At 46.0% G+C, this 24,429-nt stretch carries 24 protein-coding genes and 1 tRNA gene; 8 read left to right on the forward strand and 17 right to left on the reverse strand.

The features are described 5' to 3' along the window. The 7 genes from QUA00_RS07695 to QUA00_RS07725 all read left to right on the forward strand — a co-directional run. The coding region (locus QUA00_RS07695; protein ID WP_333409247.1) for a hypothetical protein at positions 1–429 on the forward strand (429 nt) is incomplete at its 5' end. Further along, on the forward strand, positions 430–693 hold the full coding sequence (locus tag QUA00_RS07700) for a hypothetical protein (protein ID WP_333409248.1): 264 nt from the start codon (positions 430–432) through the stop codon (positions 691–693). Continuing rightward, complete coding sequence (locus QUA00_RS07705) at positions 684–1,271, forward strand: hypothetical protein (RefSeq protein WP_333409249.1); 588 nt, start codon at positions 684–686, stop codon at positions 1,269–1,271. Before QUA00_RS07700 ends, QUA00_RS07705 begins: the two co-directional genes overlap by 10 nt. A 34-nt stretch (positions 1,272–1,305) precedes the next feature. Then, positions 1,306–1,569 carry a hypothetical protein gene (locus tag QUA00_RS07710; protein ID WP_333409250.1) on the forward strand — a complete coding sequence of 88 codons (264 nt, stop codon included), beginning with the start codon at positions 1,306–1,308 and terminating at the stop codon, positions 1,567–1,569. Between the two features lie 396 nt (positions 1,570–1,965). Then, positions 1,966–4,707: a DUF3854 domain-containing protein gene (locus tag QUA00_RS07715; RefSeq protein ID WP_333409251.1), complete on the forward strand. Its 2,742-nt coding sequence runs from the start codon at positions 1,966–1,968 to the stop codon at positions 4,705–4,707. Between the two features lie 139 nt (positions 4,708–4,846). Then, a complete protein-coding gene (locus QUA00_RS07720; RefSeq protein WP_333140985.1) occupies positions 4,847–5,167 on the forward strand; it encodes a hypothetical protein in 321 nt (106 codons plus the stop codon). Positions 5,168–5,250: 83 nt separating this feature from the next. Then, the gene (locus QUA00_RS07725; RefSeq protein WP_333409252.1) at positions 5,251–5,478 is read left to right on the forward strand and encodes a flagellar alpha dynein; all 228 of its coding nucleotides are present in this window, start codon (positions 5,251–5,253) and stop codon (positions 5,476–5,478) included. Between the two features lie 182 nt (positions 5,479–5,660). On the opposite strand, the gene QUA00_RS07730 is transcribed toward QUA00_RS07725, so the two are convergent. The 8 genes from QUA00_RS07730 to QUA00_RS07765 form a co-directional block, all read right to left on the reverse strand. Further along, positions 5,661–5,731, reverse strand: a tRNA-Gly gene (locus QUA00_RS07730). Between the two features lie 151 nt (positions 5,732–5,882). After that, positions 5,883–7,922 carry an excinuclease ABC subunit UvrC gene (gene uvrC / locus QUA00_RS07735; protein ID WP_333409253.1) on the reverse strand — a complete coding sequence of 680 codons (2,040 nt, stop codon included), beginning with the start codon at positions 7,920–7,922 and terminating at the stop codon, positions 5,883–5,885. A gap of 116 nt (positions 7,923–8,038) precedes the next feature. Then, positions 8,039–8,791: an amino acid ABC transporter ATP-binding protein gene (locus QUA00_RS07740; protein ID WP_333409254.1), complete on the reverse strand. Its 753-nt coding sequence runs from the start codon at positions 8,789–8,791 to the stop codon at positions 8,039–8,041. A 51-nt stretch (positions 8,792–8,842) separates the two neighbouring features. After that, complete coding sequence (locus QUA00_RS07745) at positions 8,843–10,042, reverse strand: amino acid ABC transporter permease (RefSeq protein WP_333409255.1); 1,200 nt, start codon at positions 10,040–10,042, stop codon at positions 8,843–8,845. Positions 10,043–10,064: 22 nt separating this feature from the next. Next, positions 10,065–10,664, reverse strand: a complete 600-nt coding sequence (locus tag QUA00_RS07750) for a hypothetical protein (protein ID WP_333288099.1) — start codon at positions 10,662–10,664, stop codon at positions 10,065–10,067. A gap of 48 nt (positions 10,665–10,712) precedes the next feature. Continuing rightward, the gene (locus tag QUA00_RS07755; protein ID WP_333409256.1) at positions 10,713–11,927 is read right to left on the reverse strand and encodes an ABC transporter permease subunit; all 1,215 of its coding nucleotides are present in this window, start codon (positions 11,925–11,927) and stop codon (positions 10,713–10,715) included. Between the two features lie 353 nt (positions 11,928–12,280). Then, positions 12,281–13,366 (reverse strand): amino acid ABC transporter substrate-binding protein, encoded by a 1,086-nt coding sequence (locus QUA00_RS07760; protein WP_333409257.1) that lies wholly within the window; start codon positions 13,364–13,366, stop codon positions 12,281–12,283. A gap of 319 nt (positions 13,367–13,685) precedes the next feature. After that, on the reverse strand, positions 13,686–13,913 hold the full coding sequence (locus QUA00_RS07765) for a hypothetical protein (RefSeq protein ID WP_333103901.1): 228 nt from the start codon (positions 13,911–13,913) through the stop codon (positions 13,686–13,688). A gap of 697 nt (positions 13,914–14,610) precedes the next feature. On the opposite strand from QUA00_RS07765, the gene QUA00_RS07770 reads away from it, so the two are divergent. Then, the gene (locus tag QUA00_RS07770) at positions 14,611–14,865 is read left to right on the forward strand and encodes a hypothetical protein (RefSeq protein ID WP_333409258.1); all 255 of its coding nucleotides are present in this window, start codon (positions 14,611–14,613) and stop codon (positions 14,863–14,865) included. A 12-nt stretch (positions 14,866–14,877) separates the two neighbouring features. Here the strand turns inward: QUA00_RS07770 and QUA00_RS07775 are convergent, their stop codons facing one another. From QUA00_RS07775 to QUA00_RS07815, 9 genes are all read right to left on the reverse strand, one after another. Beyond that, complete coding sequence (locus QUA00_RS07775; protein WP_333409259.1) at positions 14,878–15,609, reverse strand: tetratricopeptide repeat protein; 732 nt, start codon at positions 15,607–15,609, stop codon at positions 14,878–14,880. 123 nt (positions 15,610–15,732) lie between these two features. Continuing rightward, on the reverse strand, positions 15,733–20,841 hold the full coding sequence (locus QUA00_RS07780) for a PAS domain S-box protein (protein WP_333409260.1): 5,109 nt from the start codon (positions 20,839–20,841) through the stop codon (positions 15,733–15,735). 206 nt (positions 20,842–21,047) lie between these two features. Then, the gene (locus tag QUA00_RS07785) at positions 21,048–21,449 is read right to left on the reverse strand and encodes a fasciclin domain-containing protein (RefSeq protein ID WP_006634220.1); all 402 of its coding nucleotides are present in this window, start codon (positions 21,447–21,449) and stop codon (positions 21,048–21,050) included. 347 nt (positions 21,450–21,796) lie between these two features. Then, positions 21,797–22,192 (reverse strand): hypothetical protein, encoded by a 396-nt coding sequence (locus QUA00_RS07790; protein WP_333409261.1) that lies wholly within the window; start codon positions 22,190–22,192, stop codon positions 21,797–21,799. Beyond that, positions 22,185–22,547 (reverse strand): hypothetical protein, encoded by a 363-nt coding sequence (locus QUA00_RS07795; RefSeq protein WP_333409262.1) that lies wholly within the window; start codon positions 22,545–22,547, stop codon positions 22,185–22,187. The genes QUA00_RS07790 and QUA00_RS07795 overlap by 8 nt, the downstream gene beginning before the upstream one ends. A gap of 128 nt (positions 22,548–22,675) precedes the next feature. Next, on the reverse strand, positions 22,676–23,059 hold the full coding sequence (locus QUA00_RS07800) for a hypothetical protein (protein WP_333288108.1): 384 nt from the start codon (positions 23,057–23,059) through the stop codon (positions 22,676–22,678). A 1-nt stretch (position 23,060) separates the two neighbouring features. Then, the gene (locus QUA00_RS07805; protein WP_333103896.1) at positions 23,061–23,423 is read right to left on the reverse strand and encodes a hypothetical protein; all 363 of its coding nucleotides are present in this window, start codon (positions 23,421–23,423) and stop codon (positions 23,061–23,063) included. A 128-nt stretch (positions 23,424–23,551) separates the two neighbouring features. Further along, a complete protein-coding gene (locus tag QUA00_RS07810; protein WP_333288110.1) occupies positions 23,552–23,935 on the reverse strand; it encodes a hypothetical protein in 384 nt (127 codons plus the stop codon). A 1-nt stretch (position 23,936) separates the two neighbouring features. After that, positions 23,937–24,299, reverse strand: a complete 363-nt coding sequence (locus tag QUA00_RS07815) for a hypothetical protein (RefSeq protein WP_333288112.1) — start codon at positions 24,297–24,299, stop codon at positions 23,937–23,939. Between the last annotated feature and the right edge of the window lie 130 nt (positions 24,300–24,429).

Here is a 24,429-nt window from a genome sequence, read left to right on the forward strand (position 1 = left end):
GACAAATCAAAAGTTCTGGCAAGCACCGACGCAAGTGTCATCACACCGCTAAATCCTGGTAATTTTTCCAGCATCCGTAGTGTGCCAGTTGTGCCAGCACCGCGCTACTTTACCAAGGAAGAAGCGGACGCAATGAAGGATTTAGCAAAGGAGAAAACAGACGGCGCAAAACAGTCTAAACGCGCCTATGAAGCACTGGCAAAAGTTGAAGAAGCCGATGCTAAAGTTCACCGGCATCACCGCAAATATGAAGGTGTTGTGGCTGATAATGAACTGGGTAAAAAACGCTCAGACACTCGACTAGCTAAGCACTTGCACAGCTTGCGTCCCGGATATGCCCGACTGGGCTTAGGGATTGACAAGGCTGACAGCGATGCCCGCACTCGGATTGATGAAATTAAAGCCAAACTGACGGGAGGGGCTAACTAAATGAAAGCGATGTATCTGGCAAATTACTTTGTTGCCGGATGCGTCGCTTTCTCCCTTTTGGGGTGGATAGCGAGTCTGCATCCGATGGCAATGAAAGCCGTCTCATTCTTGTTAGCAGCGATTGCGATTGCTTGGGGTTTGAGCTGGTTACTTGACTACTCCTTGAGCAAACTACTTAAGATTACAGTTGCTGATTTACAAGCAGTTCTAATCGGTGGTTTAGCGATGTTGCTGATTGGTTTTGGGGTGTTTTTATGCAGCTAAAACTGTTCGTTTTGAGCGCGTCCTCTGTCGTGCTGTGGCTGACTCCATTAGCAGCCCTGGACAAAACGCTAGACACTCACAAAGCACTGCAAGGTGTCAGCTTGTGTGCTGCGATTGCTTGTGCTGTTACCGCTGGTAATATCGCTCGTAAACTGTCTGAGCAAGGGGAGATTGAGGCAATTAAAGAGCGGGCAATCACTGCCGATGTGGTGGATGAAATCAGCACCAGCGTATACATTTCTCAGAAACAAAGACAACAGGAAGCAGAACAAATTCTGGCAACAAACGAACGAACAGACGAACAAGAGGCAGAACTCGATTCGATAAGAGAATCACTAGAACTTCTACTGAATAAGACTTCTGGCGATTCGGGCGAACTCGCAGTAGTGAATTTATCCACCAAGCAGCGCGAACAAGTCGAACTAATTCTGCAATGTCACGCGAAGGGCATCACTGGCAAGAATAAAATCCTTAAAGAAGTTTGGGGAGTGTCAGCCGGCAGTAGTCAATCCTACCGGGACGCGAAGGCTGAGTATGAATTTTTGATGCCATTTGTGAAGGGGGAAAGTGATGACTAGACAGCCGAATATACCAACCACGGCAGCTCTAAGATTGACTGGTACCAAGTCAGAAATAGAGTTAGTATTGGCGGTTTTGCGAGGTAAAGACTTCTTTTGGAAAACTAACGGCAAGTTCTACCCGCAGCGGGGAGATGATAATCAGTACGCCTACTACCTCAATGAATTGCAATTGCCTCAGCTTGGGGTAGCAGTGCCGGCAACACCAGGGGAACCACAACCTCGACAGTGGGACGCAGTTCTGGGTGGTCAGGGCACAGCAAAATCCGTCCGAAATTTCGGACAAGAGCCCCTCTGACGTGGCGGCGCTGAAATCCGTTCTGCGACTCACTCGTCTAGTGCTTTTACCTTTAAACCCGACGGGTGAGTTTTTGCAGAGAAACGGTACGTTTTTTTTTCGTTTTCTAGTCGGGTCGCGCAGGAAAAACACATGGAGGCAGTCCGCTAGGCGAAGTATTGTTACAATCAGTAGCAGACCACTAGCAGCCTCCTGCTGTGTGTCTGCGATAGCCACCATTAGTCAATTACAGGCATGAGAATCAGCACCGCATATTTCCGCAAAAAAAGGGTGGTTCCTTTCTCTATGCCCTAAAGTTTTCCAAAAACTGTAAACACCAAAAAACCGCTGCTCTAGATTGGAACCCTCGTGCAACGGCTTTTGGCAATCAAACTCGCTTAGGGCGAGAAAATTTCCATGTACGACAATTCTACTCCGATCGACGGTCAAGTTTCAAGTACCGCAAAATATTTATCTACCAAGCACCTCGCCGAATGGTGCGAGGGTTCAGCCGTATCAGAAGCGATCGCCCGTCTCAACATCGAATCGTTAACCGCCAAAGAACTCAACGAACACGTCCGTCCCAAAGAACATATTAAAACAGGGGGCTGGTGGTGTCGTGGCGTTAACTGGCGGACAGGCGTATTTATGGGTACGTGGTACGGACAAGGTAAGCCTGACAAACCACATCATCCCGAAGGTTCCAAGGAACGTAAATACCTCACAGGTAGCGGCATGGAACCCGACGCAATCTTCCTAGCAATGCCTGATAAAGATTATTGGGCAAAAGTTCACACTGACAAATCCATCCCTCGTCATTGGACAGAGGGAGCCAAAAAATCCGGCGCGGGTTTAAGTCTTGACCTAGCTGTAATCGCTCTAACGGGTGTGTGGAATTGGGGTAAAGATGGGGAACTTGCGCGCAGAGTGAAGGAGTGGGCACAACCTGACACCATCCACTACATAGATTTTGACTCCGACTATGCGGCCAACCCATCTTGCCGTGCAGCCATTTTGAAGTTTGGCCGATTACTGGAACAGGAGGGCTGCGAGGTACACGTCACGGTTTGGGATACCAAGTTTAAGGGGATGGATGATTTTATCAAAGCTAACGGCGGTGACGCATTCAAGGAGGCTGTAGCGAGCGCGCCAACTTTAGCCAAGTGGGAGAAACAGCTTAAAAAAGGCGATCGCAAAATTGACACAAACCCTAATAATTCTCTAACTCCTCACCCGCGCACGCATGAGAATGTAGTATCTTTGTCATCTTCTGGTAGTGAAAGCGACTACATCCCAGATACAGCGCCTGTCGGAGAGCAAAACTTTGTACTAAAAGCCGAGGAATATCTCTACTCCGAGGGTCGTTGGGCGTCTATCGCGGGACAGCTTTACTACTTCACTGGCACTCATTATGAACTGCGTCTAGAAGTGGTAGAGAAGCGGCGGATTCGAGATTATCTGAGTAACTACGTTGAGATGGTTCGGCACGTCCTTCGCAAGAAATACGCCAATTCTGCAAGCATTAATCAGGTTTATGACTGGGTAATTGCAGGTTTTGCGGTAGACCCAAATACTATTAATCCTGATGGATTAAACACCCCTGATGGAGTAATCAAAGTCAACGCTGACGGCACTTACAAGGTAGAACCACATGATCCAAAAAATATCTATACCTATGTCGGATGCAAGTATGCCCCCACGATTGACCCGGCAGATTGCGATCGCCTTTTAGAGTGTTTGGAGCCATCGCAGCGAGAAATTTTCCTGCGGACGGCCGCTGCTGCACTCAACCTAAAACTGGTGCGCTCAAAGTTGACGGGGCGGGGGGTAAAAGGTTTGCTCTGTCACGGAGAAGGCTCTAATGGTAAGGACACTTTACGCGCAGTGCTCGCTGCAGTTTATGGGAATGGAATGACTGGGAAGTCTTTGTCTGACTTCAGAGCCTATGACACCGGCCGCAAGTTTAATCTGTCCGGTCTGCTAGGGGGTGTCTGTAACTGGGCTTCAGAGAACACTGCAAAAGTAGACCTAGACAATATTCAGAGTCTTAAGCAGTTCATTACTGGTGACCCGATCGACATTGAACCCAAAGGTAAGGACAGCCACGAATACAAACCGATCGCTACTTTCTTTGCTAATTGCAATAAGTTGCCATCCATCACCGGAGGAACCGAGGCGATCGAGGGTCGGTACGGAATTCTGAATTTTGAAAAGACCTACACCAAAAACGCGATCGCTTCTGAGGGGCAATTAGAAGCTGACCCGCGCTTCAAGGATGATGAAAAGTTCATTTTGGAACAGATTGCACCCGCCATGCTTAACAAGATGTTGGAGCGATGGCCGCTACTACTTTCCGAGGGTATCGACTACAAGGCAACTAAGGAGGCCATGCAGAAAGCCCAGGAGGAAAGCCGTCATCTGTGGCAGTTTGTCCGTGACGCTGGCATTGAGGTACAAGCTGGTGGCCGCATTTACATCAAAGACTTGTGGGAACGTCTGCAAGAGTGGTACTTAGAAACGGGGACACTAGAAATTGAATCGAGCAATGGCGAGCGCAAAGATAAGCTGATTTGGCATGACCTACCCAACAAATACGACACACCTGTAAAAGCCATAAATCAAGTGTTTGCAAGGTTTTCAGAGATTTTTCCCAAAATCCAAAAAGTACGGCATACGGAGGGTGGTAGCCTTGATCCACTTAAAGGGCAATTCTATTTGTCTGGAATTGTACAAACTTTTGCTTCACTTGCTTCACTCTCCCACAGTGACAGGGATACAGGTTCACTCGCTGCTTCACTCACTCAATCAAGTGAAGCAGCGAGTGAACCTACAACCATTACTAGCAAGGGAAGTGAAGCAAGTGAAGCAGTTTTGCCAACTATTCTAGACTTTTGCAATTCTTTCTCTAAACTTTCCGACTCCGATAAGCAAAAACTGACAGAACTACTCACGGGCATCCCCTGTTCTGACCCGCTCAAGGCATTTAGGCTCGGAGACAAAGTGGCTGGCAACAAACCAGAGGACTCTAGCTATAACTGGCACGGCCGCATCGTTGAGATTCACACGAGCATCAGTTGCAAGGTTGACTGGCAAGAGCGCGAAAAACACAAGGGTGGACGGGTAATCTCAATGCTCTTCTGTAACCTGCGGAAAATTTAGCCACTGCCTGACAACTAACGGCTCAATCCTATCCCCCTTAACTGGGGGATTTTTGTGTCTACAAGTTTTGTCTACAATATGTTGACAGTGTAGACAGACATCAGTTATTGTAGACAAATACTGTATACAGGTGTCTACAATGAGTCAGAGTCAAGTCGTATCATTCAGGGCATCCGGTCACTTCCTGAACTGGATAGAAGCTCAGAAGCTAGACGGTGAGTCACTTAGTCAAGCTGCACAACGCATTCTCAAGGAAGTCTCAGGCACGTCTACAGCGCTGTCTACTTTGTCTACACCGATAGTGTCTACATCGTCTACAGATTTGTCTACACGAAGCAATGATAGCGTCGTGTCTACAGAAATTGTAGACACTGTAGACAAGGCTGTAGCCGATCGCCTTGACCCGGTGATGGAACGGATGGCCGCCATTGAGGAACGGCTGGGAAAATTGAGTGCCTGAGTGACGGCAACGATGAATCACTCAGGCAGGAACTGAAAGCGGCCAACAAGCAACTTGCAGAATGGGATAAAGAACTGAACCAGTTGCATGAGCGCAACGGCGATTTAGGACTGAAGGTGCAGATGTTGGAGCAAGAACTCAAGGAAGTGCAGCGCGATCGGGAAGCAATTAAAAACTTGGCTCCGACCGTCGCAGAATTTCCAGAGCCGGCCGACTTGCTCAACCAGTTGAGAGCGCGGCGTAAAAAGTCGAAGGCTGACCCGGATGATATGAAGGCAGTTTTGGACATATTGGCAGAGCTAGGCACTTGATTGTCTCCAATTTTGTCTCCAAATTGTCTCCAAATTGTCTCCAATTTGTCTCCAAACAGCCCGTCTTTGCCTCCAAATTGTCTCCAAATTGTCTCCAAAACGCCTTGTGCAACCATAGAGGCTAAGCCCTAGAAACGCCAAAACCCTTGATTTCTCAAGGGTTCTAGGTTTTTATAGACATAAGCGGGCAGCGGGAATCGAACCCGCATAATTAGCTTGGAAGGCTAAAGTTTTACCACTAAACTATGCCCGCGCACAGAAACTAAACATACCACAAGTCTCTGGGGATTGCAATAGGCCTGTGCAAAATTTTTGAATACCTCCCTCACACAGGCTGAATCGGGACTTGCGGCCCGATCGCCCCCTCACCCCTAAAATCCCCGTCTCCAATGCGGGGTAAGGCTTTACGGATGGAAATAATCGTAAATTTGCTGCGCCAGACGCGGGCCAATCCCAGAAACTTCTGCCAACTCTTCGGGAGTCGCTAAACGGAGATAGTCGATCGACCGAAAATGTGCCAACAATTGTTTTTGTCGGTGGTGTCCCAATCCGGGAATTTCATCAAGGCGCGATCGCTTCATTCTCTCGCTTCTGCGATCCCGGTGAAAACTCACAGCAAACCTGTGCGCTTCATCTCGCACCCGGCGCAATAATTGTACCCCAGGCTGCTCAGAATTAGTTGGAAGTGGCAAAGATTCCCCCGGCAAAAATATCTCCTCTCGCTGCTTTGCCAAACTGACAACGCGCAACTCTTCTAGCAAATTCATCTCCCGCAAAACAGCCACAACTGCTGACAGTTGACCTTTGCCGCCATCTATCATAATTAAGTCGGGTTTGTCGGAAATAGTATGAGAAACCGATGATAAATTGCTGAGTTCTTCCGGTTCTTCTAACTCGCTAAATCCCTCTTCCATCTTTCCTCTTTCTTCTTCCTTCAATCCTCGGAATCGGCGACCGATAACTTCTGCTAAACTAGCAAAATCATCAGAATGACCCGATTTAATTTCAGGATTTTTAATTTTGTAATGGCGGTAGTGTTGATTTGCGGGCAAACCGTCAATAAATACCACGCGGGAAGCTACGGCGTCAGAACCTTGAATGTGAGAAATATCGTAACCTTCAATGCGGCGAGGAACTTCTGGCAAATCGAGAATCTCTGCTAAATCTTCCATTGCTTGAGAATTGCGATCGCTCAATCTTTGCATTCTCGCCAATTCATACTCAGCATTGCGTTCCACCATCTCAATCAACTCTGCCTTAGTTTGCCGCTGCGGAGTCAAAATGGTAACTTTTCGCCCCTTACGGTTGCTCAACCAATCTGCTAATATTTCTCCTTCTGGCAATTCGTACTGCACTGAAATTTCGCTGGGAATTTCTACAGATTCGACATTTTGATAGTGTTCTTCCAACACGCGCTGCAAAATCGCTCCGGCCTCTACCCCCCCTCCTTCCCTCCCTTGCCCAGGAGGAAAGGAAAGAGAAAGTTGAGATAACTCTTCCCCCCCCGATTGTAGGGGCGGTGCCCCCGTGCCCGCCCTGAGTTGGGAGGGTATTTCCGCCATAAATCCCAATCTTCCGACCAATTGACCTGCACGAATTTGGAACAATTGGACGCAAGCGTGCTGACTATCGGCCGCAAGTGCGATCGCATCTCTGGAAACAGTATCGTCTGGCAAAGAGACTTTTTGACCCGCACTCAAAGACTGCAAACCCTTAATTTGGTCGCGAATGCGCGCCGCCGTTTCAAAGTTTAAATCTTCGGCAGCTTGTTCCATTTGCGGCGCTAACAAGTCGAGTAATTCCTGAGTTCTTCCCTGGAAAATCATCGCTACTTTTTGGATGATTTTACGATACTCCTCCGGCGAAGTTAACCCTTGACAAACGCCAACGCAGCGCCCGATGTCGTAGTTCAGACAGGGACGGTCTTTAAACAGCGGTTGAGGGCGCTGCCGCAGGGGGAAAATTCGCTTAATTAAATGCAGCGTACTCCGCAGCGCCCCTGTATCGACGTAGGGGCCATAGTAGCGGTCTTTGGCACTACCGGCCCGGCGTTTGCGGGTGATAAAAATGCGCGGGTATTCCTCCGACCAAGTTATGCACAAATAAGGATATTTTTTATCATCTTTCAGAAGGACATTAAAGTAAGGTTGGTGCTGTTTTACGAGGTTTGCTTCTAACGCCAAAGCTTCCGCTTCTGTGTCTGTGGCGATGAATTCAATTTCGCGCACTTGCTGCACCATCATCGCGATGCGGGGGCTGAGATTTTGACTTTCGCGGAAGTATGAACGGACGCGGTTTCGGAGTTTTTTGGATTTGCCGATGTAAAGGATGCGATCGCTCTCGTCTCGCATTAAATATACACCAGGAACCGCCGGGATTTCTTTGAGGCGACTTTCTAGGCGTTCCGAGTCTTTAACTAACGGCAGAGTTTTTGTGGATGGCATTGCAAGCTATCTCAGCAAAATAGAGACTGATTGTACACTCTTTTATTTTACCTTAATTGTGCCGATTTTTACTGCTGCTACCGTCGCCAAACCCACTGAATACACTTAAAAATTAGTTACAAAATCTGAGATAAAAACTTGCGCGTGCGTTCTTCCTTCGGATTCTGAAAAAACTCTTCCGGCTCAGCTTCTTCAACTAAAACGCCGCCATCCATCAACACAATGCGATCGGCAACTTCGCGCGCAAACCCGACTTCGTGAGTCACAACCACCATTGTAATTCCCGTTTGAGCCAAATTTCGCATTACATCTAAAACTTCCCGCACCATCTCCGGGTCTAATGCTGATGTCGGTTCATCAAATAACATGATTTTAGGCTGCATGGCTAGAGAACGTGCAATAGCGACCCGCTGCTGCTGTCCTCCAGACAACTGTCCGGGATATTTTTTTGCTTGTTCCAAAATGCCCACTCTTTCTAAGAGTTGCATCGCCACTTCTTCGGCTTTTTTCTTCGGCCAGCGGCGCACCCATACTGGCGCTAGCATGACGTTTTGCAAGACTGATAAGTGGGGAAACAGGTTAAATTGCTGAAACACCATTCCTACTTCGCTGCGAATTGTCTCAATGTTGCGTAAGTCGTGGGAAAGTTCGATGCCGTCGATCGTAATTTTACCTTGTTGGTATTCTTCTAAGGCGTTGAATGTGCGAATAAACGTCGATTTTCCCGAACCAGATGGCCCCATCACCACAACCACTTCACCTCGGTTTACCGTCATGCTGACACCGCGCAGTACGTGAAATTGTCCGTACCATTTGTGGACGTTTTCGGCTACGATTACTTGTTCGGGGGCTGTTAGTTGAGTTTCCATATTTTTTTATTTCTTAACCGCTGATGAACGCGGATGAACGCAGATATTTTTTTACCTTTGACCTACTTCTAAAGTTCGCTCAATTTTGCGGCTTGCTAGGGACATTGAGTAGCAAAAAATCCAATAAATGATGCCGACAAATACGTAAACTTCGGCGTATCTGCCGATATAGGATGGATTTGCTAAAACTGCGCGGGATATTCCTATTAATTCTAACATTCCGAATAGAGAGAGCAGGGAAGTATCCATAAATAATCCGATGAATTGACCGCCGATCGCAGGAATGACTATTCGCAGTGCTTGAGGCAGTACAATGAGAATTGTAAGCAGGGGTGTATTGAGTCCGATCGACCTAGCTGCTTCTATTTGTCCCCTAGGCACAGCCTGCAAGCCACCGCGCACGTTTTCTGCCAAGTAAGCTGCACTGAATAGAGTCAGTCCAGCGATGGCTCTAATTACTCTATCTAATTTCGGATATTCGGGCGGCAAAAAGAGTTGCAGCATCACTTGACCTAAAAATAAAATGCCAATTAATGGTAAACCGCGAATAATTTCAATGTATAAGGTTGATAACAGTCTTACAACTGGCAAAGAACTTTGTCGGCCGAGTGCTAGCAATACTCCCAAAGGAAAGGAAAGCACAATACTAATAACTGCTAAAAACAGCGTCAATACTAAACCGCCCCAATCATTTGTTGACACTTCGGTCAAACCCAACCCGCCTTTAATTAGCCACAAAACTATTGGGAAAGAAAGAACCCAAATTGCAGGCATCCAGTCCATGATTTTTGGGTAAACTTGCCTTCCGATGGCATAGCTGGCGGCGGCTGCGATAATAATTCCTAAGAGGTAGAGGCGAGAGGTTAGGTCGATCGGCGAAATGACCGCACCCACAACCGCAGCACCGAGTATAATTAGTAAAGGCGGATTCCAAAGACGTTCTTGCCGCTGAATGTTTCCCCAAGTTAATCCTCCCAACAAAGCAATTATGGCCGTTACTATCCACAGGCGCCAGTAAGAATCACTGGGAAATCTGCCCGCGAAAAATAGCGGCAAGTTGGCTTCTAATACGCGCCATTGAGCTTTTGTTGTTGCCCAAACGATAATTCCTTTAATAGTTTGGAAGGCGATAATTAGGCAAACTACTGTCAGAATGCTGTTGTACCAGGTACTAAATAAATTTTTGCGCGCCCAATTCCAAGGGGTAGGCGATTCGGTGGCTGGGGGCGGTAATACAGGTATTGTTTCCATTTTATTGGTTGCTCATTAATTATTAATTATTAATTGCACTGGCTAAAATACCTAAAATTTTATTAACCTCGGTGAGGTAATACTCGGTCAAATCTATTTCAATTACTTGATTTTTTAATTTGAGAAATTTCCAGATATTTCCGCTAGTTACAGCGCCAAAAATCGCCGGAATATCGTTGCCTTCACGTTCATTAAATATTCTAGCTGCCAACATTTCTGCTACGCACTGTCCCAATTCACTATTGAGATTTTCCGGTTTTGCTTCTACAATTATAATGACTGGTGCAACAACTAACAAAAGTCCTGATGAATTGCCAATTAGAAAATCGCAACTACCGTCTAAGCCTCTTTCGGAGTCAACATTAAAGTCAATACCGGAAAATAAGCTAATTCGATTTTGTAATTGTTCTCTAAGTTCAATTAAAATTGGTGCTGTAATCATTTCAGCGCGGGATTTCTGGGTATTACTTGCGAGACCTAACGGTACACTGCGCTTGAGAGTTTCTGCTAGTAGTTGGCTGCATTCTAAGTTGGGTTCTTTGCCAAACAAATTGGCGACTTCCGAATACTTTAATTCAAATGTTTGGACTGCGCCCTCTAAACTAAAATCCCTGTACGCCATTTTTCTATTTCCTTTGATCGCCGTTGTAAAATTTCCCACATTAACTCTTTACCTTTCCTTGATTTGTACAGTTTTATTGTACCAATTCATGAACAGAGAAACTATCAAACTAATTGTTAGATATGTTACCATGATAATTAACATTGCTTCGATCGCCCTACCGGTCTGATTCAACGTGGGAGAGCCCACCACAAAATAAACGTCGGGATAAGCAACCGCAACCGCTAAACTCGAATTCTTAGCTAAATTCAGATACTGACTGGTTAAAGGCGGCACAATCACCCGCAAAGCTTGGGGCAAAATTACCATCCGCATCATTGTTCCAGACTTCAGCCCTAAAGACTTTCCCGCTTCCCACTGGCCTCTCGATACTGACTGAATTCCGGCCCGGACAATTTCTGCAATGTAACTGCCAGTATACAAGCTGAGCCCTGTCACCAAGGCTGCAAATTCTGGAGTGAGTTTTAATCCTCCTTCGAGTTGCAATCCTGCTGTCAGGCGGGGAAAATCTAGGCGAAAAGGCAGATTTTTGGTAATAATCAAAGCTAAGATTGCACTCAGCCCGATCGCACCTAGAGCCCAAAACAACTGTCTTCCCGGCTTAGCTTCTTCCAACATCACCCGCGCCCGCCACATCCACAGCCCCGCCGCTGCCAAAACTCCGACAGTTAGCAAAATCAACCAAATCTCAAAACCCGGCAAAGCGACAGGCCAAGGTACAGCAATGCCGCGATTTGTCAAGTAAATTGGCCCGCGTAACTGCGGGTTGTCTTCCAGTTTTGGCAGGGAAATGAAAACGGCAAAATACCAGAAAAATAATTGCAGCAATAACGGCGTATTTCGTAAAATTTCCACATACAAACCAGCCAAACTCCGCAGCAGCCAATTGTCGGAAAGGCGCGCAATTCCTACCGTCAAACCCGCAACTGTTGCGAAAATAATGCCGAGACCCATCACCCGCAGCGAGTTGATTAAACCGACAAAATAAGCGTGTCTGTAACTGTTTTCGGGACTGTAGGGAATCACGCTTTCGCCGATGTCAAAGGATGCTTGGGAATTGAGAAAGTCAAATCCAAATGCAATCCCCAGTTGCGAGTAATTGGCGCCCAGATTGTCCCCGAGAATGGCGATAACAACTATTACTAAAATTAGGGCGATCGCCTGTCCGGCTATTTTCCAGAAGCGATCGTCCCGCAGGAGTTTTGATATATCTTGAAAATAGGGAAATTTCTGGGCTTTGCCCGGTTGAGGTTCTGGGTTCATAAGTTAAATTATATTTTATAAATCTGCTGGCAACTCCAGCCGAGATTGAGCTTTGGTGCGTGATATCGTTTCCGGTTGCATCGGAATGATTTAACCGCAGAGGGCGCAGAGAACGCAGAGGGAGAGAATATAGAGATGAATTATTCCGATGCTACCGGATTTGATATGACTTGATAGTTACTCGATTGGCGATCGGGATTTTTCAAGTCACGCACTCTACATAGCTTTGGTGCGTGACTTGAAAGTTACTCGATTGGCGATCGGGATTTTCACCGTCACGCACCCTACATAGCTTTGGTGCGTGACTGTTAACAGTCAACAGTCAACAGTCAACAGTTAACAGTTAACTAAAATTAGCGGAATGGCGGCGAGTAAAGCAAACCGCCATCTTTCCAGAGTCTGTTTTGCCCCCGTTCTAACTTGAGTGTACTTTTGGGGCCAAGGTTGCGATCGTACATTTCCCCGTAATTCCCCACTTTCTTCACAACGCGGACGGCGTAGTCGTTCGGGAGTCCGAAACCTTTACCTAAATCTCCTTCTGTTCCTAGCAAACGTTTGACGCTGGGGTCTGTAGTGCTTGCCACAATTTGGTCTACATTTCCCGAATTAATTCCCAAATCTTCAGCTTCAATCGTCGCAAAAACGATCCATCTCACCGCATCAGCCCATTTAGGATCGCCGCTTTTTACCGCTGGGGCTAAGGGTTCTTTTGACATCACGATCGGCAAAACAACATTATTATCGGGATTCGGCAGAGTTGTCCGCTTAGAAACAAGTTGCGATCGATCGGCAGTAACACCTTGACAGCGACCTTCTTGATAGGTAGCAAAGGTAGAATTCACATCTTCAAACACGACAGGAGTGTATTTAACTCCTATTTTTCGCATTTGGTCAGACAAATTTTGTTCGGTGCTCGTACCTGTCTGCACGCAGATAGATTTGCCCGCAAAATCTTTTAAACTTTTGATGCCGCTGTCTTTTTTGACCATGATGCTTTGAGAGTCATAAAAGATCACCGGGGCAAATTCCAGTCCGGTAGTGCTGTCGCGACTCGCGGTGTAGGTAGTATTTCGGCTGAGAATGTCGATTTCTCCCGCCTGCAAAACTGTAAATCTATCTTTAGCGTTGAGTTTTCGGTACTCGACTTTTTCGGGGTCGTCAAATATTGCCGCCGCCACAGCCCTGCACACATCCACATCCAGTCCCGAATATTTGCCTTTTTCGTCTACAAAGCTAAAACCCGGCAGTTCGCCGCTGACGCCGCAAATCAGTTTGCCGCGGCTGATAATTGTATCTATCCGGCTGGAACCTTGTTGCGAGTTGCCGCCCGCTGCAGTTGTTGCTGTTGTTTGTCCGGTTTGTGCCGATCTATCCCTACAAGACGCCAACGGTGCCACAAACAACACACTTGCTAGTAGCAGAAATCCCCATTTACGCATAGATTTTAATAGAACGCTTTCCTGACAATCCTACCTTGTAGCTGTCAGAACTGTGGCGATCGGCGATCTACACAGCCTCCGGTTTCAAATTAGCCGTTCTGCATCCGGTGGTGCACAGCGGCAACTGCCCCGACTACCCGCCTGTTTTTTTTTTGAGCAAACTGGGAGCCCAGAGTTAGAAACCCGGTTTCTGGCTGGAGATCTGGTCGTCAAACCTAAGATTTATCCCTGAAACCCGGTTTCTTTTCTGCTATTTCTGCCCAGCGCGAGCGATCGTCGCCCTTCCCTGGAATATTTATCCGATTTTGATTGAATTGGCTCACATTAGCTCTGGTGCTAGGCGCTGCTCAGCTAAATCGCGGATTAGGCACAGCCGAGACTGGATGTATTCGTCCAATAAATCTGCTTCTTTGCCATTAAGCGCAGAGTTCGTCTTTAACTGCTTCAGCAGCCACTGTACCAGGGTGGCATCGTCTAAATTGACTAACAGAGTAGCTTGGGTGGTCTCAATTAATGACCAGAGTTGGCGTAACATGACTGGAGTCATAAAACCTCGTTGAGCGTAAATACGCACTTAATGGGCGGGCATAGCGAAAAGCTGGTCTTGGTGTCTCAAGCCGATAGACGAAAAGCACCCTCATATCCACCGGCTTAATGATTATTTTATATTTGACCACAATAACTTAAGACAGTAGTGCCATAAGCTACAACACACAAGATGTTATAAGAGTTCCCAATTCCTTCACATTGAGATAAACATCTTGATAAAACATTAAAAATCTTTACACGCGCTCGCTTGCGGGGGCTGCCAAGAGCCGTGCGCGATCGGGTCCGATAGTCCGGCTCGCCAGAAAATTAATTAAGCTGTGGCGCATTTAAATTGTATATTTCAATGCCGTATTCCCCACTCGTCAAATCCTCTACCCCTGTCCTCTTCTCGCTCTCGAACATAGCAGCAAATAACTCCAGCACAAATACGGCTAGAATAGTTTAACTATTTAGTTAGTTTTAGCTGGTATTACTAAATTAGTAAACCCTGGCTAAAGCGTTAGAGCGCGGGACTTTTGCTGTTCTAACTGAAGCTTCAACTTGACCTCATTTGGTAGTCAGAAGTAGTCATGGCGTGATGTTCTAGGTTTCAATCCCTACAGCGGAAAAGTTCAAGTCTCGCAAATAGCCTCTAGACCTCTTGTGTTGTCTTGGGTATTATGGAGAAGTTCCTACTCGTTGGGAAGACTAATTAAATGAAAGCTCTCCTTGCCAAAAGAAGCGACGTTGCTTACTGGCATCTCCTTTTCTGGGGGATATTAGTTGGTGAGAAACTTTCCTTGCCAAAAAAAGCGACACTGCTTACTGGCATCCTCATTTGTTGGGGAAACAAAATTAAAGGGAAAAGCCCGGATAGCCTATGTGGCAGTTCGGGTTTTTGGGTTCTTACTGGGGGAAATTTCGGCGATGCTGCCGATCCAAGGTCGGAAAAGTCTCATATCCTGACCTAGCTGTAGCGGTTCCTATTTTTTGGTAGCAGCCTGCAGTCGCTTCTGAGCAAGCTTCTCGTAAGACGGCAATTTGTGTTTTTTGAAAAGATTAGCTGCTTGCTGAAAGTCTGCCTTAGCTTTATCAGTGACTCCCATCCTTTCATGGGCATCACCGCGATTTAGATAGGCGATCGCGTCATTGGGTGGGAGTATGCCGACTTTTAAGGTTCCGTTAAAACAGTCAATTGCAGATTCCAGTTGTCCTAGCTGTGCGTAACTCTGGCCAATTTTAAAGTTAGATTCTGCCGATTTTTGAATTAGTGGACGATGCTTCTCTCGAAAATCCTCAATCTCATCCTTGCTGTAAAGCGAACTGTCTACGTCCATTTCCTCTGCGCGACCATCTGCAATCGCTTCGTTTAACGCAGCGGCTCCCGCTTCGTTGTACTTCTGAATGGCTTCCTTGTGTTTTCCCGCTGCTGCTAATTTGTCTGCTGAGGCCTCCAGACTATCAGAACTTTCGGTGATTTTTCGCCCTTCGCTTTCGGTTAGCGCATCTGCGTAGCAAGTTTTTTCCAGACCTGGCTCAAGCTGAGTGGTTTCAGCTTCTTTGTCCGAAGTTACTGGAACTGGGAGTGGGACTGGAACGGGAACGACTAAACAGCTATGACAAGTTAGGAGTGCGATCGCGAATGCCGTTGTTTTGCCAAAAGTGGACAGGTTGATGTAGGCGGCCATGTTTTGAGGAGTGATAGGGGGTATCAATATTTTCTCAGAACACCAGACAAAGCAAAATAGCACTCGCAGCCCGCCAAGTATTTTATTTTGGGCGGGCTGAACATTTAAAACCCTATTATTTAATTTGGCTGCACTTAGGATGCCTCCAGCTTACTCAGCCGCCACAAACTTTTGAACCCGCGCCAGAATTATTTCTAATTCAGCGATGATTTTTGTAGCCCCCTCCAAATCATTTGATTCGGCCCGACTTTGAAGCTGATCTGCCATATCGGGCATTAACCGCACCGCCGCCGTAGCGCTGACACCTTTAATTTGATGAGCGTGGCGCGCCAGTCCCTCCATATCTCCAGAGGCGATCGCCCCCTTAGCAGCTTCTAAATAACTACCAGTATCCACCACAAAAGCTTGCAGTATTTCCCGCTCAAACTCTAAATCAGCGCCCGAAATTTCGTGCAAACGTGCCATATCGACTACCGATTCGATATCTGGGGGATCAGAGTTTTGAAGTTCCTCGCCATTAAAATTGGGAGTTTTAATTTTTAACTTGGCCGACCAATTTTCTAGTACCGATTTTAACTTTTCGATCGCAATAGGTTTGCTAATATAATCGTCCATGCCCGCCGCCAGACACTTTTCCCGATCGCCCTTCAAAGCATTAGCCGTCATCGCAATCACCACCGTCTTTTGATGCGGCTCCATCGAACCAGCCGCAGCATTTGCCGCTTCCAGGCGGCGCAATTCCCGCGTTGCTTCGTAACCGTCCAAAACCGGCATCTGACAGTCCATCAACACAATGTCATACTTTTTCAGAGCAACCATAGATAGCGCCTCTGCGCCGTTATTGGCGACATCTGCGGTGCATCCCAAAACTCTGAGTTGATTGAGACCAACTTTTTGATTGATTGGAGTATCTTCAACTAACAAAATCTTTAAAGTTGCTAACTGCCGGTTGTCAATAGCTGAGGCTCGATTGGAGGTGGGATTTGCCAGAGGCTCATCAATCGGCGTCATTGGGGCGATCGCATTCGCCAAGCAATCAAATAGTCGGTGAGCTTTAACAGGTTTAGTTAAATACCCGCTAAAACCGCTATCTACCAAGCGTTTCGCCTCTGCAAGCTGAGTCATTGAAGTCAGCACCACCCAATGCGTCTGCTGCATTGCCGGCTCAGAAATCCTCAAGCGTTCGAGACTTCCCGCCACCATTTCCGGCAACTGAATATCAACCAAAACGATATCGTAAGGGGAATTAACGCTAACAGCTTTGTACAGAGATGCGATCGTCATCCAACCGTTCTCAACCTCCTCAACTTCCATTCCCCACAAAACAGCCATTCTCACTAGCACTTTTCGCACTGTCGGCTTATCGCTGGCAACTAACATTTTTCGCCCCGCCAGCACCGTTTCAAAATTCACGTCACACGCTGTCCCGACAGCGGTTAAATTTTCCGTAACTGTCGGCACAGTAAACCAAAAAGTCGAGCCTTGGCCAGGGGTACTTTCCACACCGATTTGCCCATCCATTAACTCCACCAACTCCTTAGAAATAGCCAGCCCCAAACCTGTGCCACCGTATTTTCTTGTCGTAGAGGCATCAACTTGAGTAAAAGATTGAAACAGCTTTTTTTTGTCTTCGGGAGCAATCCCAATTCCTGTATCTGTGACTTTAAACAGCAGGAGCATAGAGTCATTGTTTTCTATTTTTAACGGTTCGATATTCTCTAAAATTTTCTGATTATCGCTACCTGCCAACAACCCAGGATTACTAGCATTAGCAACCTCAATTACCACTTCTCCTGCTTCTGTAAACTTAATAGCATTGTTGATTAAATTAGTGAGTATTTGCCGCAACCGCGCTGCATCGCCTTTAATTTGCAGCGGCACATCGCTGTCAATCAGCGCCACCACTTCTATACCTTTTGCTTGTGCTGGATTAGCCAACAAATCCAGCACTTCATCCAGACAGATACTGAGGTTAAATTCGATTGTTTCTAAGCGCATTTCTCCTGCTTCCAGTTTGGAGAGATCCAGAATATCGTTAATGATGGAGAGTAAATTTTGACCGCTGAGTTTCAGCGTCTGTACAAAGTCAAGTTGTTCGGGAGTAAGATTTGTTTTCAGCAGCAAATCAGTCATCCCCATCACTCCATTCATCGGAGTGCGGATTTCGTGACTCATATTTGCTAAAAATAGCGACTTCATTCGAGAGGCTTCTAGGGCCGCTTCTCGGGCCTGCTGCGCTTGTTCAAAAAGAGTAGATTGCTGAATGGCGATCGCCAACTGCACGCTCAACCTTCCCAGCAAATCCATCTCAGAATCAGTCCAAACACGCGGAGCGTTGCACTGATGGGCAATCAGCAATCCCCACAACCGATTTTGACTCGTTTCCAAACTCCTTCCCGGCAGTTCACTTCGAGTTTCCGGCGAATATTCGACTGCCAACCCCTGACTTTCATCCCCTATAAAAATTGGTACAACTAAATTAGCCCTTACCTGCAAACTAGCAAGTAAATCTCGGTGTTCCTCGCTCAAATCGGCAGTATAAATATCTGCCATTGCTTGAATTGTTCCTGCACTGTACAGCCATACAAAACTTTCCCCAAAGGATGTTCTTTGAACTTTTCTGCCCAGCAGTGGCATCCAATCATCCCCTACAGATTCCACAACCACAATCGCTGTTTCCTCGGAATCAAAACGATAAATTACCGTGCGGTCAGTGGCCAGCAACTGCCGCACTTCTTGTACAGCAGTGCTCAGAGTTTGAGTGAGGTTGAGAGACTGCCGGACTCGCTGGGCGATCGCCGAAACCAGCCGTTCTTGTTCTGCTTGTTCGCGCAGCCTTCTCTCAGCTTGCTTGCGTTCGGTGACATCGCGAATTACCGCAGCAAAGCACAGCGGTTCGGTGGTTTGAGGGTGCTTGACCAGAAAAGCATTCATCACAACATCAATGGGTTGTCCGGTGGCCAAGTGCTGCATTTGACCTTCGCCTTGCCACTGGCCATGACTGATAATTGTTGGTAAAATCTCTTGACTGAATTTCTGTTGAAAATAGGGCCCAATATAATCCCATATCTCCGTATAAAGCACTCCCGAAAGATTCTCTACACCCACCAGTTTTCGTCCGGCTTCGTTGACAAACAGCGTTTGGCCTTTCAGGGTAGCCATACCGATAAAATCGCTGCTGTTTTCAATCAGCGACACAAATTTTTGCCGTTCTTCTTCTCCTTTTTTGCGTTCGGTAATGTCGCGCTTGACGCAGACATGACAAATTACATCGTCGGCGTTGTTAATCACAGAGTATGCCGCAACGTCGATCGCCAGCGTCTGGCCGCCTTTAGTGGAGTTAGTAATTTCGCCCCGAAAACTTCCTGTTTTTGCTAAACTTTGGGCAATTGCCAAAAAGCGATCCCCCGCAACCAGCGGCGAAGCTTCTGCTTCTAATTCCGCGTCTGTGTATCCTAGAAGTGTTTGGTGAGCAAGATTTTGTTCGACGAAAAATCCGTCAGCATCGATAATGACGATCGCATCGTTGGAGTTTAAAAATATTTCTCGATAAAGTTTTAGTTTTTCCTCAGCTCGCTTGCGTTCGCTGATGTCTCTTTTGACACTTACATAACAAACTACATCCCCAGCATCATTTAAAACCGCAAAAGCCGAAACCTCGACCTCAACTGTTCCTTCTTGCACAGCCTTAATAAAGGTCATTTCGCCTCGGTAACTCCTAGTTTCTGCCAAGCTTTGCATTACCGAGGCAAATCCCTGTTCTCCCATGTGAGTTGCCGGGGTTTTTCCCCACAATTTAGACGAACTGTGGCCCAGCAAAGCCGTGTGAGCTTGATTTGTTTCTAAGTAATAGCCTTGGGGGTCTAAGATCGCGATCGCATCGTTGGATTTCAAAAAGATTTGTTGATAAAGTTGCAGCTTCCGTTCAGCTTGTTTCCGGGCGCTAATATCTGTGAACAAGCCGTAGTAAACTATCTCCCCCGATGCTTGAAATTCTGGCTGAGAAGCTCCTTGCACCCATTTAAGTTTTCCTGACGGAGTGACAATTCTTCCTTCCCAGCGCCAAGGCTGCAAATTTTCAGCAGAAAGCGTCACCGAGTTGAGAAAATCATCTCGATCTTCGGGATGAATCATGTCAACAATTACATTAAAATTCTGCTGAGCAGCCTCTGGTTCTATTTCATACAATTCTCGGCAGCCCGCGCTCACAAACGAGAAGGCCATTGAGCCGTCTGGATGCAAGTCAATTTGATATACCGTACCCGGTACGCTAGCAGTAATTTTTTGCAGTTGGGCTTGGCTTTGATTCCTGGCTTCATCTGTGGCCTGCAATTGACCAATCTCTCTAGAAAAACCCAAAACCCCAAATATATTACCCTCTGCATCGCACACTGGCACTTTTTGCGTGTCAAAGATGTGCTGTTTGCCACCTTGAAAGACGATCGCCTGGTAGGGATTGCGAACCCTCTCCCCAGCCAGCACAGCTCGATCTTCCTCGCGGATGCCCCTAATTTTGCCGTTGCGATCGCCAAATACTAATTCGGCTGAAAACCCTAATTCAATATCATCTTTGCCGATAATTTCCGCAACATTTTTGCCCACATATTCAGCAAAACTTTGATTGACAAAAATGTATCTAAAGTTTCTATCTTTCGCAAAAACTCTGTCCGGGGCCTCGTCCATTACAGCCCGCAACAATAGTTCTTGAATTACCGAATCCAGAGCAAAATTATTTTTAACTTTATCCTTGACAATGGTCGTTTTAGCTGCTAAAATAGTTAACTGTTTTGTACAAATTTGAGCGACTGTGTGGAGCAAACAAAGGTGTTCCAAATTAAAAGCAGTTGCCTGCTCTGCACCAATGAAAAATACTCCCAACAATTCTTCACTTTCATCTGGGTTGGCTGGTGCCATCAAGACCGACTGAAACTCAGCAATTGGTGGCGGAGTGATGTTGTGCGCCCAGTCCCGATTGCCGGCAAGCCATTCAGCGCGAGCAGCTTGCAAGCGCCCTTCAATTTCGGCTTTTGCGCTAGCACTTAAGGGCTGTAAGTGTTGCAGGTATAGTCGATCGTCCGGTGGCGTCAAAATTGCGATCGCATCTGTGGGAATGAGGCGATCGAGATATGTCAGACACGCAGACCAAATTTCCTCAGCACTGAGAGCGAGTTGTACTTTCTCCGTAAGTTCGTTGAGAACTTGCAGTTCCAAGGTACGCTGGCGGACTTTTGCTTTGAGGCTGGCGGCTAGGATTTGCATAGTGCTCACCACGCTGGTTTGCTTATATTATAATAATTATTGATTTTCAAATTTTTGTAAACAATCATCTTAAAATATATCTGACGAAAAGACAACGGTTTTATATTTAAATTACCTTCACTCGCTAAAAAACCAAGGCGCGATCGGGAGCAAATCGGCACCGCAAAGCACCAGGTTCGCTCCCGAAGCGAGATTAAACGGCGAAGTTATCCCATTAAAATCACGTTATCGATGACGTGAATGACGCCGTTATCAGCTTCGATATCCGCAGCGACAACAGTAGCATTTTTCACCTCAAAACCGTCAGAACAATCAATTTTAATCGGCGAACCTTCCAAGGAAGTAACAAAACCGAGTTTTGCCAAATCAGCTTTCATAAACTTGCCGGAGACGACGTGAAACATCAAAATCCTAGTCAGTTGGGGAACGTTCTGCACTAGGGTTGTGATAGTTCCCGGTGGCAATTTCGCAAAAGCATCGTCAGTGGGTGCAAAGACAGTGAAAGGGCCCGGACTTTTGAGCGCGTCTACTAAATTAGCTACTTGCACGGCTGTTACGAGGGTTTGGAACGAACCCGCACCTACGGCAATATCAACAATATCAGGCATTGTGTTTTACCTCATCTGGGAAAAAAGTTCTATTAAGTATCGTAAACTGAGGCGGGCAACAATACCTAATGTCTTTTTTGAAAAATTGGTAATTCTTTTGTAGTCAGGACTTCAATCCTCAGATTTTTGATGAGGACTTCAGTCCTCACTACAAACCTAATAATATAGGACTTACACATGGGGGCCCAGAAACCGGTTTTTTTACGAAAATACTTCGTTAAAAACCACAGATTAGGTAAAAAAACCAGTTTCGAGGAGTCGGAGTGCGTAAGTCCTGTAATAGTTATTTTACCCGATATAATATTACTAACCGCTTGGCAATTTAACGGCGCGGTGCTTTTAAATTGCTACAAGACTGCTGGCGATTGTGATACCAAAACCTCGGTTTCTAAATCTGCTACTTCACCATTGAGGTTTTCTCCCTTGTGAATGCTAAAACTGCCGTACAAAATTGAAATTTCAAAAATGTCTGTAGTAATCACCGCAGGCTTGCGGTGTTCGGCATCGCCCAAAGAAATTCCGAAGAATTCAGCTTCCAGTTCGCTAACTGCCTCTTCATCGTGTACAGTCCAATTGATATCGCGACAGTGTTTGAATTCCAGCATATAAGGCAATCTTTCTTCGGGATTGTAGACGCATTCAATTAATACTTCGTTTCCCCATAAAGATACGTTTACTTTTGTGATTAAAGATGTAAAACCACCCAATCCAAGCAAGTTATAGTCATCCTTCCAATCACTCATTTAATTTTTCTCCCGTATTGTGAGTACCTGGAATTAAATTACCAAATTCGTCTCTCGTCCGCAATAATTTACCATCTCTATGCAGACGCAAACCTTTGTTGATATTTCTTCCATCTGAACCAGATTTCGGTGCAGCCGTTCTAATCACTTCACCGTTAGGACGGATCATTACTGTTGACTTATCAAAAAATTTATATGCAACATAACCATCTCTAGTAGTTCTGATTTCTGCACCCAGTCCGCGCAAAAAGTCATCGACTTCTTGGCGAGTCATCCCGGTTAAGTCTCCAAACTCAGATGCAATTCCATTTCCTCCAACTCCCTGACTCGGCACGCAAGTCTCCTCACCAACCATTGCCTTTTCGAGTTTAGCACATTACCTTTTGCAAGTAGCTACGCAATACGCTTGTGATACCAAAACCTCTGTTTCTCAACTCATTCCCAAGTCTTTTATCTAAAATCTCACAGCTAACATCGAAATTACTAAACGACTGCTTGCGCTTGTGATACCAAAACCTCTGTCTCTAAATCTTCAGCATTTAGGTTTTCTCCCTTGTGAATGCTAAAACTGCCGTACAAAATAGAAATTTCAAAAATATCAGTATGAATTAAAGCTGCTTTCCGGTGCGCGTCTTCACCTAAATGAAAACCAATCAAATCAGCTTCAGGATCTTTGACATCTTCAGGATGGAACACCTCCCAACTGATGTCTCGGCAGTCATGAAATACTATGCTATAAGGCAATCGATCGCCTGTCGGATCGTAAATACATTCAAATAAAATTTCATTTCCCCACAAAGACACATTGACATTTGTGATGAGGGATGTAAGTCCACCTAAATTAAGCAAGTTGTAGTCATCGGGCATATTAATTACTCACTTTTTCTCCAGTATTGTGCGTCCCAGGAATCTTATTGCCAAATTCATCGCGTGTTTTGACCAAGCTGCCATCTTTGTCAAGACGCAAACCTTTGTTTATTTTTCGGCCATCGGAACCGTATCTGGGAGCTGGGGTGCGTACAACTTCACCATCAGGACGGATATTGACTCGCGAACGATCGGCAAATTCGTATTCAAGATAACCCCCGTCAGTAGTTCTGATTTCTGCACCCAGTCCGCGCAAAAAGTCATCGACTTCTTGGCGAGTCATCCCGGTTAAGTCTCCAAACTCAGATGCAATTCCATTTCCTCCAACTCCCTGACTCGGCACGCAAGTCTCCTCACCAACCATTGCCTTTTCGAGTTTAGCACATTACCTTTTGCAAGTAGCTACGCAATACGCTTGTGATACCAAAACCTCTGTTTCTCAACTCATTCCCAAGTCTTTTATCTAAAATCTCACAGCTAACATCGAAATTACTAAACGACTGCTTGCGCTTGTGATACCAAAACCTCTGTCTCTAAATCTTCAGCATTTAGGTTTTCTCCCTTGTGAATGCTAAAACTGCCGTACAAAATAGAAATTTCAAAAATATCAGTATGAATCAAAGCTGCTTTCCGGTGCGCGTTTTCACCCAAATGAAAACCAATCAAATCAGCTAATGGTTCTTTTACTTCCTCTTCATCATGCACCTCCCACATAATTTCTCGGCAGTCTTGAAAAACTAAAGAGTAAGGCAATTGAGCGCCTGTAGGATCGTAGATACATTCCAGTAATACTTCATTCCCCCACAAAGACACATTGACATTTTTCACGAGGGATGTAAGTCCACCTAAATTAAGCAAGTTGTAGTCATCAGGCATATTAATTACTCACTTTTTCTCCAGTAATGTGCGTATCAGGAATCTGATTGCCAAATTCATCGCGTGTTTGGAGTACGCTACCATCTTTGTCAAGACGCAAACCCCAGTTTATTCTTCTACCATCTGAGCCATATCGCGGTGCCCGCAGGCGAACAACTTCACTATTAGTGCGGATGATGACTTTTGACCTGTCAGAAAATTTGTATTCAACATAATTTCCTGAAGAAATTTTTACCTTAGCACCCAATCCGCGCAAAAAATCATCGACTTCTTCGCGAGTCATCCCGGTTAAGTCTCCAAACTCAGATGCAATTCCATTTCCTCCAACTCCCTGACTCGGCACGCAAGTCTCCTCACCAACCATTGCCTTTTTGAGTTTAGCACGGTTGAAGAATGGGAACAAGGAAGTTCGGCAACGGATTCGCTTTCTGAGGATGTAACGGAAGAAGGAAGAAGGAAGAAGGAAGAAGTTCGGCAACGGATTATGTAACGGA

This window comes from Microcoleus sp. T2B6 (assembly GCF_036700475.1).
GTDB lineage: Bacteria > Cyanobacteriota > Cyanobacteriia > Cyanobacteriales > Microcoleaceae > Microcoleus.

Excerpts from the sequence above, each read along its gene's own strand:
- QUA00_RS07720 (WP_333140985.1), top strand. The coding sequence starts at position 4,847 with ATGAGTCAGAGTCAAGTCGTATCATTCAGGGCATCCGGTCACTTCCTG.
- QUA00_RS07795 (WP_333409262.1), bottom strand. The coding sequence starts at position 22,547 with ATGGTTGGTGAGGAGACTTGCGTGCCGAGTCAGGGAGTTGGAGGAAAT.
- QUA00_RS07800 (WP_333288108.1), bottom strand. The coding sequence starts at position 23,059 with ATGCCCGATGACTACAACTTGCTTAATTTAGGTGGACTTACATCCCTC.
- QUA00_RS07705 (WP_333409249.1), top strand. The coding sequence starts at position 684 with ATGCAGCTAAAACTGTTCGTTTTGAGCGCGTCCTCTGTCGTGCTGTGG.
- QUA00_RS07715 (WP_333409251.1), top strand. The coding sequence starts at position 1,966 with ATGTACGACAATTCTACTCCGATCGACGGTCAAGTTTCAAGTACCGCA.
- QUA00_RS07765 (WP_333103901.1), bottom strand. The coding sequence starts at position 13,913 with ATGACTCCAGTCATGTTACGCCAACTCTGGTCATTAATTGAGACCACC.
- QUA00_RS07745 (WP_333409255.1), bottom strand. The coding sequence starts at position 10,042 with ATGGAAACAATACCTGTATTACCGCCCCCAGCCACCGAATCGCCTACC.
- QUA00_RS07770 (WP_333409258.1), top strand. The coding sequence starts at position 14,611 with ATGAAAGCTCTCCTTGCCAAAAGAAGCGACGTTGCTTACTGGCATCTC.
- QUA00_RS07740 (WP_333409254.1), bottom strand. The coding sequence starts at position 8,791 with ATGGAAACTCAACTAACAGCCCCCGAACAAGTAATCGTAGCCGAAAAC.
- QUA00_RS07790 (WP_333409261.1), bottom strand. The coding sequence starts at position 22,192 with ATGAGTGATTGGAAGGATGACTATAACTTGCTTGGATTGGGTGGTTTT.
- QUA00_RS07760 (WP_333409257.1), bottom strand. The coding sequence starts at position 13,366 with ATGCGTAAATGGGGATTTCTGCTACTAGCAAGTGTGTTGTTTGTGGCA.
- QUA00_RS07805 (WP_333103896.1), bottom strand. The coding sequence starts at position 23,423 with ATGGTTGGTGAGGAGACTTGCGTGCCGAGTCAGGGAGTTGGAGGAAAT.
- uvrC (WP_333409253.1), bottom strand. The coding sequence starts at position 7,922 with ATGCCATCCACAAAAACTCTGCCGTTAGTTAAAGACTCGGAACGCCTA.
- QUA00_RS07815 (WP_333288112.1), bottom strand. The coding sequence starts at position 24,299 with ATGGTTGGTGAGGAGACTTGCGTGCCGAGTCAGGGAGTTGGAGGAAAT.
- QUA00_RS07755 (WP_333409256.1), bottom strand. The coding sequence starts at position 11,927 with ATGAACCCAGAACCTCAACCGGGCAAAGCCCAGAAATTTCCCTATTTT.
- QUA00_RS07750 (WP_333288099.1), bottom strand. The coding sequence starts at position 10,664 with ATGGCGTACAGGGATTTTAGTTTAGAGGGCGCAGTCCAAACATTTGAA.
- QUA00_RS07780 (WP_333409260.1), bottom strand. The coding sequence starts at position 20,841 with ATGCAAATCCTAGCCGCCAGCCTCAAAGCAAAAGTCCGCCAGCGTACC.
- QUA00_RS07810 (WP_333288110.1), bottom strand. The coding sequence starts at position 23,935 with ATGCCTGATGACTACAACTTGCTTAATTTAGGTGGACTTACATCCCTC.
- QUA00_RS07785 (WP_006634220.1), bottom strand. The coding sequence starts at position 21,449 with ATGCCTGATATTGTTGATATTGCCGTAGGTGCGGGTTCGTTCCAAACC.
- QUA00_RS07700 (WP_333409248.1), top strand. The coding sequence starts at position 430 with ATGAAAGCGATGTATCTGGCAAATTACTTTGTTGCCGGATGCGTCGCT.